The sequence below is a fragment of the Streptomyces sp. NPDC047869 genome, from assembly GCF_040704065.1.
Taxonomy (GTDB): domain Bacteria; phylum Actinomycetota; class Actinomycetes; order Streptomycetales; family Streptomycetaceae; genus Streptomyces.
In genome coordinates this window covers 114265-128280 of sequence record NZ_JBEYRK010000005.1, presented here as the reverse complement: position 1 = coordinate 128280, position 14016 = coordinate 114265, and the positions used below count along the sequence as shown (strand labels likewise).

The 14016-nt window shown below is 72.5% G+C and carries 13 protein-coding genes; 5 read left to right on the top strand and 8 right to left on the bottom strand.

Annotated elements, in window-relative coordinates; all coding sequences use genetic code 11:
* Positions 1 to 111: 111 nt before the first annotated feature.
* The 7 genes from AB0924_RS09195 to AB0924_RS09165 form a co-directional block, all read right to left on the bottom strand.
* Positions 112 to 1704: an ABC transporter ATP-binding protein gene (locus AB0924_RS09195; protein ID WP_366911045.1), complete on the bottom strand. Its 1593-nt coding sequence runs from the start codon at positions 1702 to 1704 to the stop codon at positions 112 to 114.
* Positions 1701 to 2699 (bottom strand): ABC transporter permease, encoded by a 999-nt coding sequence (locus tag AB0924_RS09190; RefSeq protein ID WP_358927510.1) that lies wholly within the window; start codon positions 2697 to 2699, stop codon positions 1701 to 1703. Before AB0924_RS09190 ends, AB0924_RS09195 begins: the two co-directional genes overlap by 4 nt.
* Positions 2696 to 3745, bottom strand: a complete 1050-nt coding sequence (locus AB0924_RS09185; RefSeq protein ID WP_358927509.1) for an ABC transporter permease — start codon at positions 3743 to 3745, stop codon at positions 2696 to 2698. The genes AB0924_RS09190 and AB0924_RS09185 overlap by 4 nt, the downstream gene beginning before the upstream one ends.
* A 4-nt stretch (positions 3746 to 3749) precedes the next feature.
* Complete coding sequence (locus tag AB0924_RS09180; protein ID WP_366911044.1) at positions 3750 to 5468, bottom strand: ABC transporter substrate-binding protein; 1719 nt, start codon at positions 5466 to 5468, stop codon at positions 3750 to 3752.
* Between the two features lie 179 nt (positions 5469 to 5647).
* Positions 5648 to 5743, bottom strand: coding sequence for an Ms4533A family Cys-rich leader peptide (locus AB0924_RS09175; RefSeq protein WP_358927507.1), 96 nt, complete (start codon positions 5741 to 5743; stop codon positions 5648 to 5650).
* Between the two features lie 56 nt (positions 5744 to 5799).
* Complete coding sequence (locus tag AB0924_RS09170) at positions 5800 to 7440, bottom strand: DUF3152 domain-containing protein (protein ID WP_366911043.1); 1641 nt, start codon at positions 7438 to 7440, stop codon at positions 5800 to 5802.
* Between the two features lie 6 nt (positions 7441 to 7446).
* Positions 7447 to 8448 (bottom strand): alpha/beta hydrolase, encoded by a 1002-nt coding sequence (locus AB0924_RS09165; protein ID WP_358927505.1) that lies wholly within the window; start codon positions 8446 to 8448, stop codon positions 7447 to 7449.
* 254 nt (positions 8449 to 8702) lie between these two features.
* On the opposite strand from AB0924_RS09165, the gene AB0924_RS09160 reads away from it, so the two are divergent.
* The 4 genes from AB0924_RS09160 (at position 8703) to AB0924_RS09145 (ending at position 10634) form a co-directional block, all read left to right on the top strand.
* Positions 8703 to 8939 carry a hypothetical protein gene (locus AB0924_RS09160; RefSeq protein ID WP_358927504.1) on the top strand — a complete coding sequence of 79 codons (237 nt, stop codon included), beginning with the start codon at positions 8703 to 8705 and terminating at the stop codon, positions 8937 to 8939.
* 168 nt (positions 8940 to 9107) lie between these two features.
* Positions 9108 to 9749, top strand: coding sequence for a TetR/AcrR family transcriptional regulator (locus AB0924_RS09155; RefSeq protein WP_358927503.1), 642 nt, complete (start codon positions 9108 to 9110; stop codon positions 9747 to 9749).
* A gap of 133 nt (positions 9750 to 9882) precedes the next feature.
* Entirely contained in the window at positions 9883 to 10110 is a 228-nt protein-coding gene (locus tag AB0924_RS09150; RefSeq protein ID WP_199211899.1) for a DUF3107 family protein, read from the top strand.
* A gap of 251 nt (positions 10111 to 10361) precedes the next feature.
* Entirely contained in the window at positions 10362 to 10634 is a 273-nt protein-coding gene (locus tag AB0924_RS09145) for a hypothetical protein (RefSeq protein WP_351662479.1), read from the top strand.
* 54 nt (positions 10635 to 10688) lie between these two features.
* On the opposite strand, the gene AB0924_RS09140 is transcribed toward AB0924_RS09145, so the two are convergent.
* A complete protein-coding gene (locus AB0924_RS09140; RefSeq protein ID WP_358927502.1) occupies positions 10689 to 11435 on the bottom strand; it encodes a ferritin-like domain-containing protein in 747 nt (248 codons plus the stop codon).
* Positions 11436 to 11941: 506 nt separating this feature from the next.
* Between AB0924_RS09140 and AB0924_RS09135 the strand changes: the two genes are divergently transcribed.
* Positions 11942 to 14016 (top strand): DEAD/DEAH box helicase (locus AB0924_RS09135; protein WP_366911042.1); only part of this gene is annotated, 2075 nt, incomplete at its 3' end.

The following is a 14016-nucleotide window of genomic DNA, read 5'->3' as shown; positions in this document are numbered from 1 at the left end:
TGGACGGTTGTCCATCGCGCCACCAAAAGGGGTGAACGGGCGTAACTTTCGGGTGCGGGTCGCGTTCCGTCGCGCTAGGACTGCGGAAGGTGATCGTCCGAGCGTGAAACGTTACGCCGCGGCCAGCTCCCGCCGGGCCGCCCGCCGCCGGGCCGCGAGCTGCGGATCGAGGGCGGGCACGGCGGCCAGGAGCTGCTTCGTGTACGCCTCGCGCGGGGCGTCGTAGACCTCGTCCACCGGACCGGACTCCACGATCCGTCCGCGGCGCATCACCGCGACCCGGTCGCTGACCTGGCGGACCACGGCGAGGTCGTGCGCGATGAACACGAGCGCGAGGCCGAGTTCCCGCTGCAGCTCGCCGAGGAGCGCGACCACCTGGGCCTGCGTGGTGACGTCGAGCGCGGAGACCGGCTCGTCCAGGACGATGACGCGCGGGTCCGCGGCGAGCGCCCGGGCGATGCCCACGCGCTGGCGCTGGCCGCCGCTGAACTCGTGCGGGTAGCGGTCGTAGTGCGCCGCCTCGAGCCCCACGCGCTCCAGCAGTTCGCCCACCCGTGCTCGGATGCGCCGCTCGTCCCGCTCCCCGCGTGCGCGGAGCGGGTCCGCGATGGACTCGCCCACGCCGCGGCGGGGGTTGAGGGAGGAGACCGGGTCCTGGAAGACCATCTGGACGGCCGGGTCCACGCCGGTGTGCGGGCGTCCCGCGTGGCGGATCCCGCCGGCGGTCGGCTCCAGCAGCCCGACCAGCATGCGGCCCAGCGTCGTCTTGCCGCTGCCGCTCTCCCCCACGACGCCCAGGGTCTCGCCCCGGCGGACGGTCAGCGAGACGTCGTCCACGGCCGTGAACGCGCGTTTGCCGCGCCCGAACTCGCGCCGCAGGCCGGTGGCCTCCAGCACGACCTCCCCGGACGCCCGCGCGGCGGCCCGCGGCGTGTCCACGCGCGGGACGGCGTCGAGCAGCTCGCGGGTGTACGCCTGCCCGGGCGACGCCAGGACCGCGCCGACCGGGCCGTGTTCGACGGCCCTGCCGTGCCGCATGACCAGCACCTCGTCGACGCTCTCGGCCGCGACCCCGACGTCGTGGGTGACGAGCAGCAGGCCCATGCCGGTCTCCTCGCGCAGCGTGTGCAGCAGGTCGAGGATCTGGGCCTGGACGGTGACGTCGAGGGCCGTGGTGGGCTCGTCGGCGATCAGCAGGTCCGGCTCGCAGGCGAGCGCCATGGCGATCAGGGCGCGCTGGCGCATGCCGCCGCTGAACTCGTGCGGGCGGGAACGGGCCCGCCGTACCGCGTCCGGGATGCCGACCCGGTCCAGTACCTCGACGGCACGCGCGCGTGCGGCGCGGCGCGACACGCGCGTGTGCACGCGGTGCACCTCGGCGATCTGGTCGCCGATCGCGTAGTACGGGTCGAGCGAGGACAGCGGGTCCTGGAAGACCATGGCCGCCTTGGCGCCGCGCAGCCCGCGCAGCTCCTCGTCCGAGGCCCGCCGCACATCGGTGCCCGCGACGCGGACCGAGCCGCCGACCCGCGCCCCGGTGCCCCGGTGCAGGCCCAGCAGGGCGCCGGCGACGGTGGACTTGCCGGAACCGGACTCGCCGACCAGCGCGAGGGCCTCGCCCCGCGCCAGCCGGAAGGAGAGGCCGTCCACGGCGCGCAGGGACCCGAACTCCACGGTCAGGTCCGTGACTTCGACCAGGCTCATGCGAGTACCACCCGTCGGTCGGCCACCGCGTACAGGACGTCCGCGACGGCGTTGGCGATGACCACGAAGAAGCCGATGACCAGGACCATGCCGACGACGACCGGCAGGTCGACCACCTTGACCGCGTGGACCAGTTCCTGCCCGATGCCGGGGAGGCCGAAGAGGGTCTCGGTGAGGACGGCCCCGCCGACGGCTCCGCCGAAGTTGTTGGCGTTCAGCGCGATGACCGGCGCGAGCGCCCCGCGCAGGGCGTGCCGTCCGACGACCGAGCGTTCGGAGACCCCGTAGGCGCGGAACGTCCGTACGTGGTCCTCGGCGAGGGTCTCCAGCATGGCCGCCCGGGTCAGCCGGGCGAACGCCGCCGCCTCGATGAGGGCGAGCGAGAGCCAGGGCAGGAGCAGGTTCCACGCCCACTGCTCGGGATCGTCGGTGAGCTTCACGTACTGGGGAAAGGGCAGCAGCCGCAGCTCCCCGCAGACCACGATCATGAGGACCAGGCCGATGACGAAGACCGGCGTGGCCGTGCCCGCGAGAGTGAGCGCGGTCAGCGCCCGCTCGGTGAACCGGCCGCGCCGCCAGGCGGAGAGCACTCCGGTGCCGACGCCGAGGACCAGCCAGATCACCATCGCGCCGGACACCAGCGACAGGCTGACCGGGAGCTTGGTCAGGACGATGTCCGTCACCTGCCGGTCGCTCTGGTAGGAGAGCCCGAGGCAGGGCGCCGGGCAGTGTGCCACCGAGGTGCCGGTCGAGTAGTCCTGGCCGACGAACAGGCCCTGCAGGAAGTGCCAGTAGCGCAGGTACAGGGGGTCGTCCAGGTGGAGCTGCTGGGCGACCTGGTGGACTTGGACCGGCGAGCAGCGCGGGCCGCAGCTGATCTGGGCGACGTTGCCGGGGGTGACGTAGAAGACGACGTAGATGATCACCGAGATGGCGAGCAGGGTGACCAGGGCGCCGACGGCACGGCGCAGCACGAAACCGCCGAACCCGCTCATGCGGCGTCCTCCTTGCCGGCGCCGGCCGCTCCGCCGTCGCCCTTGCCGGCCCCGGCCGCCCTGCCCTCGCCCTTGGCGCCCGTGCCGACACGCAGCCGGGAGGCCGCGCGCGGGTCAAGGGCGGTGCGCACACCGTCGCCGAGGACGGTCAGCGCGACGACGGTGACGAAGAGGGCTCCGGCGGGCAGCAGCAGGTACTGCGGCGCCGCCTGGTACCAGACGTCGGCGGCGGTGAGCATCTGCCCCCAGGACGGTGTGGGGGGCTTCACGCCCACGCCGAGGAACGACAGGGCCGCCTCGACCGAGATGTTGATGGGGACGAGCAGGGCCGCGTAGGTGATGACGGGCGCGGCGAGCCCGGGCAGCAGTTCACGGCGGGCGATCCGCCAGGTGCCCCAGCCGCTGAGCCGGGCGGCGGCCACGTGGTCGAGCCCCTTGAGGGTGAGCGTCTGCGCGCGCGTGATCTTGGCGATGTTGCCCCAGGCGATCAGGCCGATCACGAAGGTGACCAGGACGGGCCGGGGGAAGCTCGTCGGCACGATGGCGAGCAGCGCCAGCGCCATGATCATCAGGGGCAGGGCGACGATGATGTCCGTGAACCGGCTCAACAGTTGGTCGACGAACCGGCTGCCGAGCGCCGAGGCGACCCCGATCAGCACACCGAGGGTCACCTGGAGCACGGTCGCGGCCAGCGCGACCCCCAGCGACACCCGCGCCCCGAACACCAGCCGGGCGAACAGGTCACGCCCGGTCTGCGGCTCGACGCCCAGCCAGTGGGCGCCGCCGGCGCCGCCGAACGAGCCGATCGGCACGCCCCCGCGCGCGGAGTCGATCAGGGACGGGTGGTAGGTGGTGGGGTCCTGGCCCTCCAGGGCGGTGAGCAGCGGCGCGGCGAGCGCCACCAGGACGAGCAGCGCGACGACGGCCGCGGCGACCAGGGCGGCGCGCTGCGCCCGCAGCCGCCGCCAGAACTGACGGGCCCCCGAGGCCCCCGGGACGGTGGTGTCCGTCCCGGGGGCCTGGGTGGCGACAAGTGCCTCGCTCACGGCCTTACTTCACCGCGACCTGGGAGATGTCGAGGACGCCGGTCCAGTCGCTGATGACGACGTTCCGCACCTCCTCGCCGTACAGGCGCTTGTAGACCGGGTGGAACAGCGGCACCACGAGGGCCTGCTCACCGATCTTCTTGTCCAGCGCGCCCCACCGCTTCGCGGCCGCGTCGAGGTCGGTCAGCTTGTTGATCGCGTCGATCTCGTCGTTGACCGACTTGTCGTCGAGCAGGCCGGTGTTGAAGTTCGCGCCGTCCTTGACGATCTGCCGGCCGTCGAAGATCGGGGCGAGGAAGGGACCGCCGGAGGGCCAGTCGGCACCCCAGTGGGCGAGGAAGAAGCCCGGCTCGGTCTTCACGCTGTGGATCTTGTCCGCGTAGTCGTTCTCCTCCAGGCCCTGCAGCTTGACCGTGATGCCGGCCTTCTTGAGGGCGTCCTGGATCGCGGTCGCGATCTCGGGGCTGGTCTCGAAGTCCTTGCTGTTGGAGTGGGTCAGCGTGACGGTGAGGCCGTTCTTGTGGCCGGCCTGGGCCAGCAGTTCCCTGGCCTTGGCCGCGTTGCCGGACCTGCCCGCCGGGAACGGGTCGGAGGGCGTGTACCCGAAGGACTTCTGGTCTGGCAGGAAGGTGGTGGCGGGCTCGGCGAGCGCGCTGCCGCCGGCCGCGTTGACCACGGAGGACCGGTCGACGGCGTAGGAGATCGCCTGCCGCACCTTGGGGTCGTCGAACGGCTTCACCTTCGGGTTGAAGGCGATGTAGTTCGTGTAGCCGAAGTGGCCGGTGCCCACGCGCGCGGCCAGTTCCTTGTCACCGGTGACCTTGGCGAGTTCGGCCGGGCCGAGGTTGGTGTCCGTGGTGACCGCGGCGGCGTCCGTTCCCTGGGACGCGGAAAGCCGCTGGTTGATCACGGAGGAGTCGAGGCCGGAGCGGACGTCGACGGTGTCCGGGTAGGCCTTGCGCTCTGCGTCGACCGCCGTGGACCAGTGCGTGTTGCGCTTCAGGACGAGGTGCTCGCCGTCGTTCTCGTTGCTGACGACCTTGTAGGGGCCGGACGAGACCGGGTGCTCCTCGTACTTCGTGCCCGTGTCCTTGGCCTTGGGCACGGGCGTGAACTGGGTCTGGGTGGCCAGGTACGGGAACTCGCCCTCGGGCTTGTTCAAGTGGAAGACGATGGTCCGCTCGTCCGGCGTCCCGATCGCCGACAGGCCCTTCTTGTCCTTGTAGGGGCCCTGGTAGTCGGCGGCCCCGACCAGCCAGTCCCGCAGGTAGGGGGCGCCGCCCGACAGTTCGGGCGCGAAGGAGCGCTCGATGCCGTACTTGACGTCGGCGGACGTGATCGGGGTGCCGTCCTCGTACTTGAGGCCCTTGCGCAGGGTGTACGTCCATACGGTCGCGTTCTTGCTGGGACGCCCGGTGTCGGTGGCGAGGTCGGGGACGACCTCGGCGCCGGCCGCGCCGTTCTCACGGTTGCGGGTGGTGAGGGTGCGGAAGACGAGCGAGGGGACGTTGCCGCCGCCGGAGGTGTACAGGCGGGCGGGGTCGAAGTCCGCCTGCGGGTTGGAGTTCAGCACCGTGAGCGTGCCGCCCTTGTGCGGCGCGGAGTCGCCGGCTGAGCCCTTGGCATCGTTGTCCTCCGGACCGCAGGCGGCGGCGCCCGCTGCCACGACCAGGCTGACGGATGCCGCTGCCACGCGGCGCGCTATGACGGACGGTTGACGCATCGGAATGACGACCTCTCGGGGCTGATCGAGAATTTCTCGACAAGTGAGACAGATGAACGAGGAGTGAGACGGCTGCGGGCAGACGTCGGCCCCGGCGTCGGGTCGTCGAAGACACCCGTGACACGGTCACGGACGGAAAAAGGGAAATAAGTCGCGACGCGAACGCCAGGGAGGCGGCGTCAGCGACAGTGGATGTCGGCCACGCAGAGCGCGGTCACACCGAACAGCGCCAGCTCGATGGCTGCGCTGTGCGAGACGGTATGACGGGACCACATGCCGAGAAATATGAACGAACATGCGACTCATGTCAATCTGACATAAGCGCCACCTGTCAACTCCTGGGATACGGCCAGGGGTTGGGTCGGCAGTGGATTCCGTCGTGGTCGAGGAACTTGGTCTGCTGCTGCATGACCGGGGCGAGTTCGCCGTCCTTGCCACAGGTCACATGACCGTGACCGAGGCGGTGCCCCACTTCGTGATTGATCAGCATTTGCCGGTAAGCGTGAATTTTTTTCCCGTATGTCTCACTGCCCTGTGCCCACCGGTAGGCGTTGATCATCACGCGTTCGGTGGACGCCGAGTCGCAGGAGACGTTGTCCTCCGTGGTGTCCAGGCCGGACTTGGCACACCATGTGGCGGTGGTGCCCGGACTGGCGAGCGTGATCACGAAGTCCGGCTTGCCGGAGAAGATCCGCTCGAAGGTACGGGCGCCGTCATGGGCCCAACTGCGGTCGTCGTTCAGCGTCTTCTGCACGGCCTCGGCGAACAGCTCACCGTCCAGACCGAGTCCCTGCTCGACGTCCACCCGGTAGGTGTACTTCTGTCCCCGGCCGGGCGCCTTGTCGAGGCCCGGGACCGCGTCGAACTTCCCGGAGCCCTTCAGTGAGGCGCCGAGCGGGTACGTCCGGGCCATCTTCTGGTCGTACGTCAGCGCCGCCACGCTCGGCGCGGTGGCGGGCGCGGTGCCGCCAGGGGCGCGGGCGTCGCCCGCCTGCCCGGTGGCGGACCGGGCCTGGAGGCCGCTGCCGTCGTGGCCGTCGGCGACCTGCCCGGCGACGACGATCGCCAGGGCGGTGGTCACGGCGGCCGCCGCGATACCGGTGAAGGCCCGGCTCCTGCCGCCGGAGCGCTGTGCGGGCACGGCGGCCTCGGACCCGTCGCCGCCGGGCCCGGAACCCGCGCCGGCGGCCGGCTCCGCGTCGGGGTCGTGCGGCCCCTGCCGGCCGTCCGGTCCGGGGCGGCGGCCGGGGCGGGGGTCGAAGACGTCGATGTCCTCGTCGAAGGCGTCCAGGTAGTCCTGCCGGGGGCCGCCCTGCCGCCGCCGCTGCCGCGGGAGGGCCGTGCCGGGGCCGCCCGCGCCCTGCCTGGCACCGGCAGTCGCCGGTCCCCCGGGCATCCCGGTGCCACCGGGAGCCGTCCCTGCGCCGCCGGCCGCCCCCTTGAACTCGCCCCAGCCGCCCCCGGCCTCACGCTGCTCGGGATGCCCGCCACGGGCCCGGGAGGCACCGCCACCGACCCGCGGCGTCCCCTGCGCGGGCGTGCCGTCGGGCAGTCGCGGAACGCCATGAGCGGGTGTGCCGTCGGGAAACCTGGGCACCCCGCGGGCCGGCGTGCCGTCCGCGGGACGCGGAACACCACGAGCGGGAGTGCCGTCCGGAAGCCTGGGTGCCACACGGACAGGGGTGCCCTCCGTAAGGCGCGGCACTCCATGCGCGGGCGTGCCGGGCGGGAAGCGCGGCAGTCCACGGGCCGGCGTGCCGGGCGGGAAGCCGGGCGCCCCCGGCGCCGGGCGCGGTCCCGTCCCCTGGGCGCCCGGGGCGCCCGCCGGGGCCTGCCGCTGACCCGGCAGCCAGACCTCGCTTCCGGCGCCCTCGCCGCCGGCGCCGGGGGCCGCGCCCCCTGCCTCTCCCTGTGCCTTTATGGCCGCGGAGTCGCCCTTGGGGGCCGCTCCGCGGCGACTGTGGCGTCCCACCAGCCCTCAGCTCTCCGTGTCCGTGTCCGTCTCCGCGGCCGGATCGCCGCCCGGTGTCCCGGCCTGTGCGAGGAGGTCCCGGAACGCCCCCGCCACCACCTCCGGGTACTCCATCATCGCCACGTGCCCCGCCTCCGGCAGCGACAGCAGACGCGAGTCGCGGAAGGAGCGGGCGGCCTTGCGGGCCATGCGGAAGCCGACCAGCTGGTCGCGACCACCGTAGATCAGGAGGGTGGGGGCGAGCACACGCTCGGCCTGGCGCCACAGCCCGTGCTGTCCGCCCAGGGTGTAGGCGTTGACGATACCGCGCGCGGAGCGTGCCATCGCGTCCCAGAAGTACGGCAGTTGCTGCCGCCGTTCCAGTTCCTCGACGGCGTGCCCGAACGCCTCGGTGGACACGCGTCCCGGATCGCCGTAGCAGAGCGCCATGACGCCGCGCACCCGCTGTTCGGCCGTCCACTCCCGGGTGAGCCGGGTGAACAGCGCGGCGATGCCGGGCACGCCCAGCAGCCCCGTCGGCACCGCGGTCCGCTGGATCCGCAGCTCCGGCAGGGCGGGCGACACCAGGGTGAGCGTCCGGACGAGATCCGGCCGTACGGCGGCCACGCGCGTGGCGACCGCGCCGCCGAGGGAGTTGCCGAAGAGGTGCACCGGCCCGCGATCGGTGGCGTCCAGACAGCGGATGACCGCGCGCGCGTGCCCGGTGATGGAGTAGTCACCGTCGTCCGGGGGCGGGGAGTCGCCGAAGCCGGGCAGGTCCACCGCCTCGCCGTCGACGACGCCGTCCAGTTCCGCCATCAGCGACGACCAGTTCTGCGAGGAACCGCCGAGTCCGTGGACGAAGAACGCGGGCGGCAGCCCCGCGCGCGCGGGCGGCCGCGAACGCAGCGACAGGGTGACCCCCGGCAGCCCCACCGACCTCAGCCGCTCGCCCTCACCGACCCGGACGGGCGCGACCCTGGGAAGGACACTTGCGGCCGGTACGGAAGGCGACTCGGTCGAAGACATGCGGCAATGTTACGAGACGATCACGTAGCGGCTCATGTGTTCGCCGTCACAGATCGCACCCGTGCGTCAAGGACACAGGACCGGGAACGCGGCGCGGACCGGACGCGGCGACGCCCCCTCAGGACCCGCGCGACCACACGGCCGCGGACGTCCATGGCATGGCACCGGAATCAGGTGTCTCCTAGGCTCGTACAGAGGGCACCCGGATGTGGCCCCTGCTGGTTCCAGGGACGTTCGTAGGAAGGGAGCCCACCATGACCCACGACTCCATCGAGGACCCCATCGAGCCCGACGCGATCGAGGACCGGGAGAACGACAGCGTCCCGGAGATCGATGTCGAGGCCCCCGAGGTGGACTCCGCCGAGCAGCACACGGAGGTCACCCCGGAGCGCGACGACCCCCTGACGGACGTGGACCCGGCCCGTGGCAACGAGGCCGACCTCGTCGAACAGCGGCGCGTCGTCTCCCTCGACGAGGACGACTACCGCTGACCTCGCGGCCACCCCGCGGGACGCGTTCGGCCGCGCCAGGGGGGCGTCAACCGCTTTCATCGCCGCCCGGTACGTGAAATTCTGCGCTCGCACCGCGCACAGCACGGTTACCGAAAAGTACGATGGCCGCGCGGTCTACACCGCACGTGGACGACATTGGGAGGCGGCGTGACAGCCATCGAGCAGACTGAGGCGGCACGCCCACGTGGCACACGGCTGCCACGCCGAGCCCGACGGAACCAGTTGCTGGGCGCCGCCCAGGAGGTCTTCGTCGCTCAGGGCTATCACTCCGCGGCGATGGACGACATCGCCGAGCGGGCCGGCGTCAGCAAGCCGGTGCTCTACCAGCACTTCCCCGGCAAGCTGGATCTCTACCTCGCGCTGCTGGACCAGCACTGCGAGGCGCTGATCCAGTCGGTGCGCAACGCGCTTGCCTCGACGACCGACAACAAGCAGCGCGTCCGCGCCACCATGGACGCCTATTTCGCCTACGTGGAGGACGACGGCGGCGCCTTCCGCCTGGTCTTCGAGTCCGACCTGACGAACGAGCCCGCGGTGCGCGAGCGCGTCGACAAGGTCACCAACGAATGCGCCGAGGCGATCTGCGACGTCATCGCCGAGGACACCGGTCTCTCGCGCGCGGAGTCGATGCTGCTCGCCTCCGGCCTCGGCGGTCTCGCCCAGGTGGTGGCGCGCTCCTGGCTGCACAGCGACCGCAGCGTGCCGCGCGACCAGGCGGTGCAGCTGCTGACCTCGCTGGCCTGGCGGGGCATCGCCGGCTTCCCGCTGCACGGCATCGACCACCACTGACGGTCATTTGTTCCCCCGCGGTGTTCGCTGATGGCGTTCCGGCCCGCAGCGTGTACGTCCCCTCACCGGGCTAATGTGTGCTGGTACGGCGCGGAAGATCGCGCACAGCACTGACCGTCGGAGGGACATAGCCGTGGAGGTCAAGATCGGCGTGCAGCACGCGCCCCGCGAGATCGTTCTGGAGAGCGGTCAGAGCGTCGCCGAGGTCGAGCGCGTGGTGGCTGAGGCCCTGGCCGGAAAGACGCCGCTGCTCAGCCTCGAGGATGAGAAGGGCCGCAAGATCCTGGTGCCGGCGGACCGTCTGGCGTACGTGGAGATCGGCGAGCCGACCGTCCGCAAGGTCGGCTTCGGCACTCTGTAGGTCCCGTTCAGCGGAAGGGGCCCGGCGGCACTGTGCCGCCGGGCCCCTTCCGTCTTGCGGTGCCCGCGCCGTCGGGGTACCCGTGCCGGCCTGGTACCCGTGCCGACGTGGTGTTCCTGGCGGCGCGGTGTTCTGGCGGCCGCGCACAGATGGAGCACAAGTCGTCCACAGAGGAGGGTTGTACTCCGCAGGTCACGGGTAGGACGGGCTACGACCGTGAAGCACCGGCCGGCCTTGGGAGGGACCCCGACATGATCCTGGAAGCACTCGGATCCGCATTGGTCGGTCTGCTCCTCGCCTGGGCGGCGACGCAGCGGCTGGCACACCGCCTGCCCGCCCCCGCCCTGGTCTTCGCGACGGGCGTCGCCGGTGCCCTCTTCGGTGACTTCGTCACCCACAGCGCGCTCGGTCCCGGGACGGCGCTGCTGAGCCTGCTGGGCGCCGCGGTCGTCTCGGCGGCCTCCCTGTCCCTGCTCCTCCGCCCGGCCGGCCGCCGGCTGCGCCGACGATCGATCCCGGCGTAGCGAGCGACGCCGTCGAGGGGGGCGCGTACCGCCCCCCGAACGCCGGGCCCGGTCTCAGGCCGCGAGGCCCAGCGCGGCCATCCGCTTGGTGTGCGCCTCGGTGATACGGGAGAACATCCGGCCCACCTCGGCGAGGTCGAACCCGTCGGCCACACCGCCCACGAGCATCGTGGACAGCGCGTCCCGGTCGGCGACCACGCGCTGCGACTGCGACAGGGCCTCACCCATCAGCCGCCGCGCCCACAGTGCCAGCCGCCCGCCCACGCGCGGGTCCGCGTCGATCGCCGCGCGCACCTTCTCCACCGCGAAGCCGGCGTGCCCGGTGTCGTCGAGAACGGCCAGGACCAGCTCGCGCGTGTCGGAGTCCAGGCGGGCCGCGACCTCCCGGTAGAAGTCACTGGCGATCGAGTCGCCGACGTACGCCTTGACCAGGCCCTCCAGCCAGTCCGAGGGCGCCGTCTGCTTGTGGAAGCCGTCCAGGGCGGCGACGAACGGCTCCATCGCGGCGGTCGGCTCCTCGCCGATCTCGGTGAGCCGGTCGCGCAGCCGCTCGAAGTGGTGGAACTCGGCCGAGGCCATCTTGGCCAGCTCCGCCTTGTCCGCGAGCGTCGGCGCCAGCTTGGCGTCCTCCGCGAGCCGTTCGAACGCCGCGAGCTCGCCGTACGCGAGCGCTCCGAGCAGGTCCACGACCGCGGCGCGGTACTGCGGGTCGGCGGAGGCCCGGGTCCAGTCCTGGGCGGCGACGCCGGTGGGTCCGGCAGCGGCGGCGGGCGCGTTCTCAGGCTTGTCAGAGCTAGTCATGAGGCGCACAATAGTCCGCTCGCCCTGCCCCGGAAGCCCCTGGCCAACCAGTGTGACCACGACTACGTGAGCAAATCGGCCATCGCATGTGCGCGAATCCGGGGTATGGTGGTAATGCGCCTGGCTGAGTGCGTCGACGATGTTCGACGCGTCCCGACAGGCCGCACGCATGAGGATGCCCGGTCGGTGGCCCGATCGGCTCCGACCCGACAGCCCTCCCCGGCCGTACGGCACATACGTACGTCGACCGGAGGGACACCCTCAGCGGTACGAGCGCTAGAGCGTCGGCAGAGGTCCCGTGCTTTACGGCTGGCCCGAGTGGTTCGCCCGTATGGCAGCCGACGTCCCCCGGCACGGTCCGTCAAAGACCCCCGCGCTCGCCTCGCGCCGCGCCACACAGAAGAGGCAGCATCCTGACTACGACGTTTCGAGACCTCGGAATCCTTCCCGAGACGGCCGAGGCCCTGGAGGCCGTCGGCATCGTCACCCCCTTCCCCATCCAGGAGATGACGCTCCCCGTCGCCCTCTCCGGCACGGACGTCATCGGCCAGGCCAAGACCGGCACCGGCAAGACGCTCGGCTTCGGCCTCCCGCTCCTCGAGCGGGTGACGGTCCCCGCCGACGTGGAAGCCGGCCGCGCCGCCCCCGAGGCCCTGACCGACGCCCCCCAGGCGCTCGTCGTCGTCCCCACCCGCGAGCTGTGCCAGCAGGTCACCAACGACCTGCTGACCGCGGGCAAGGTACGCAACGTGCGCGTCACCGCCATCTACGGCGGCCGGGCCTACGAGCCCCAGGTCGAGGTCCTGAAGAAGGGCGTCGACGTGGTCGTCGGCACCCCGGGCCGGCTGCTCGACCTGGCGGGCCAGAAGAAGCTGGACCTGAAGCACGTCAAGTGCCTGGTGCTCGACGAGGCCGACGAGATGCTCGACCTGGGCTTCCTGCCCGACGTCGAGAAGATCGTCGCCATGCTCCCGGTGAACCGCCAGACCATGCTGTTCTCGGCGACCATGCCGGGCGCGGTCATCGGTCTCGCGCGCCGCTACATGTCGCGGCCCACGCACATCCGCGCCACCTCGCCGGACGACGAGGGCGCGACGGTCGCGAACATCAAGCAGTTCGTCTACCGCGCGCACTCGATGGACAAGCCGGAGATGGTCGCCCGCATCCTGCAGGCCGACGGCCGCGGGCTCGCGATGATCTTCTGCCGCACCAAGCGCACCGCCGCCGACATCGCCGAGCAGCTCGAGCGGCGCGGCTTCGCCTCCGGCGCGGTCCACGGCGACCTGGGTCAGGGCGCCCGCGAGCAGGCTCTGCGGGCCTTCCGCAACGGCAAGGTCGACGTCCTCGTCTGCACCGACGTCGCCGCGCGCGGCATCGACGTCGAGGGCGTGACCCACGTCATCAACTACCAGTCCCCCGAGGACGAGAAGACGTACCTGCACCGCGTCGGCCGCACCGGCCGCGCGGGCGCCAAGGGCACGGCGATCACGTTCGTCGACTGGGACGACATCCCGCGCTGGCAGCTCATCAACAAGGCGCTGGAGCTGGGCTTCAGCGACCCGGCGGAGACGTACTCGAGCTCCCCGCACCTGTTCTCCGACCTCGGCATCCCCGAGGGCACCAAGGGCATACTGCCGCGCTCGGAGCGGACCCGCGCCGGGCTCGACGCCGAGGAGCTGGAGGACCTGGGCGAGACCGGTGGCCGCGGAGCACGCGGCCGGGACCGGGGCGGCCGCGGTGGCCGTGCCGAGTCCGGTGCCGCCCCGTCGGCCGAGCGTGAGCGCGCGGCCCGCACCCCGCGCCGTCGCCGCCGCACGCGCGGCGGTGCCCCGGCGGACGCCTCCACCGCCCCGGCGCCGGTCACCGAGTCCGGCACCGCCGAGGAGCCCGCGGGGCCCCGTACCCCGCGCCGTCGCCGCCGTACGCGCGGCGGGAGCGCGGCCGAGCCGGTGACGGCCGCTGCCGCGCCCGCGACCGTCGAGTCGGCCGCCGTCGAGACGGTGGACACGGCGGAGGGCCCGGCCGCCCTGGACGCACCGGAGAAGCCGCGCCGCCGCCGCACGCGGAAGGCCGCCGAGCCGGCCGGGACCGCCGTGGCCGAGGCGCCGGTGACCGAGGCACCCGTGGCCGAGCCCGCCCCCGTGGCGGCCGCGCCCGAGGCCGTGACCGAGGCCGCCGAGCCGAAGCCGCGCCGACGGACCCGCAAGACGGCCGAACCGGCCGCCGAGGCCGCCGTCGACACCGTGGAAGCCGCGGAGACCAAGCCGCGTCGCGCCCGCAAGGCCGCCGCCGCTCCGGAAGCCGCGGAGTCGGAGGCCGAGGCCAAGCCGCGCCGGACCCGGAAGACCGCTGCCGCCGCCGAGGCCGCCGTGGACACCGCGGAAGCCACCGAGGCCAAGCCCCGCCGCACCCGCAAGAAGGCGGTCGCCGCACCGGAGACCGCCGAGGCGCCCGAGGCAGCCGAGGCCAAGCCGCGCCGCACCAGCAAGACCGCTGCCGCCGCCGAGGCCGCCGTGGACACCGCGGAAGCCACCGAGGCCAAGCCCCGCCGCACCCGCAAGAAGGCGGTCGCCGCACCGGA

What these genes read in the sequence shown, in the direction of transcription:
- AB0924_RS09195 (WP_366911045.1), bottom strand. Translation starts at nt 1,704, where the DNA reads ATGAGCCTGGTCGAAGTCACGGACCTGACCGTGGAGTTCGGGTCCCTG.
- AB0924_RS09190 (WP_358927510.1), bottom strand. Translation starts at nt 2,699, where the DNA reads ATGAGCGGGTTCGGCGGTTTCGTGCTGCGCCGTGCCGTCGGCGCCCTG.
- AB0924_RS09180 (WP_366911044.1), bottom strand. Translation starts at nt 5,468, where the DNA reads ATGCGTCAACCGTCCGTCATAGCGCGCCGCGTGGCAGCGGCATCCGTC.
- AB0924_RS09175 (WP_358927507.1), bottom strand. Translation starts at nt 5,743, where the DNA reads ATGTGGTCCCGTCATACCGTCTCGCACAGCGCAGCCATCGAGCTGGCG.
- AB0924_RS09165 (WP_358927505.1), bottom strand. Translation starts at nt 8,448, where the DNA reads ATGTCTTCGACCGAGTCGCCTTCCGTACCGGCCGCAAGTGTCCTTCCC.
- AB0924_RS09160 (WP_358927504.1), top strand. Translation starts at nt 8,703, where the DNA reads ATGACCCACGACTCCATCGAGGACCCCATCGAGCCCGACGCGATCGAG.
- AB0924_RS09145 (WP_351662479.1), top strand. Translation starts at nt 10,362, where the DNA reads ATGATCCTGGAAGCACTCGGATCCGCATTGGTCGGTCTGCTCCTCGCC.
- AB0924_RS09140 (WP_358927502.1), bottom strand. Translation starts at nt 11,435, where the DNA reads ATGACTAGCTCTGACAAGCCTGAGAACGCGCCCGCCGCCGCTGCCGGA.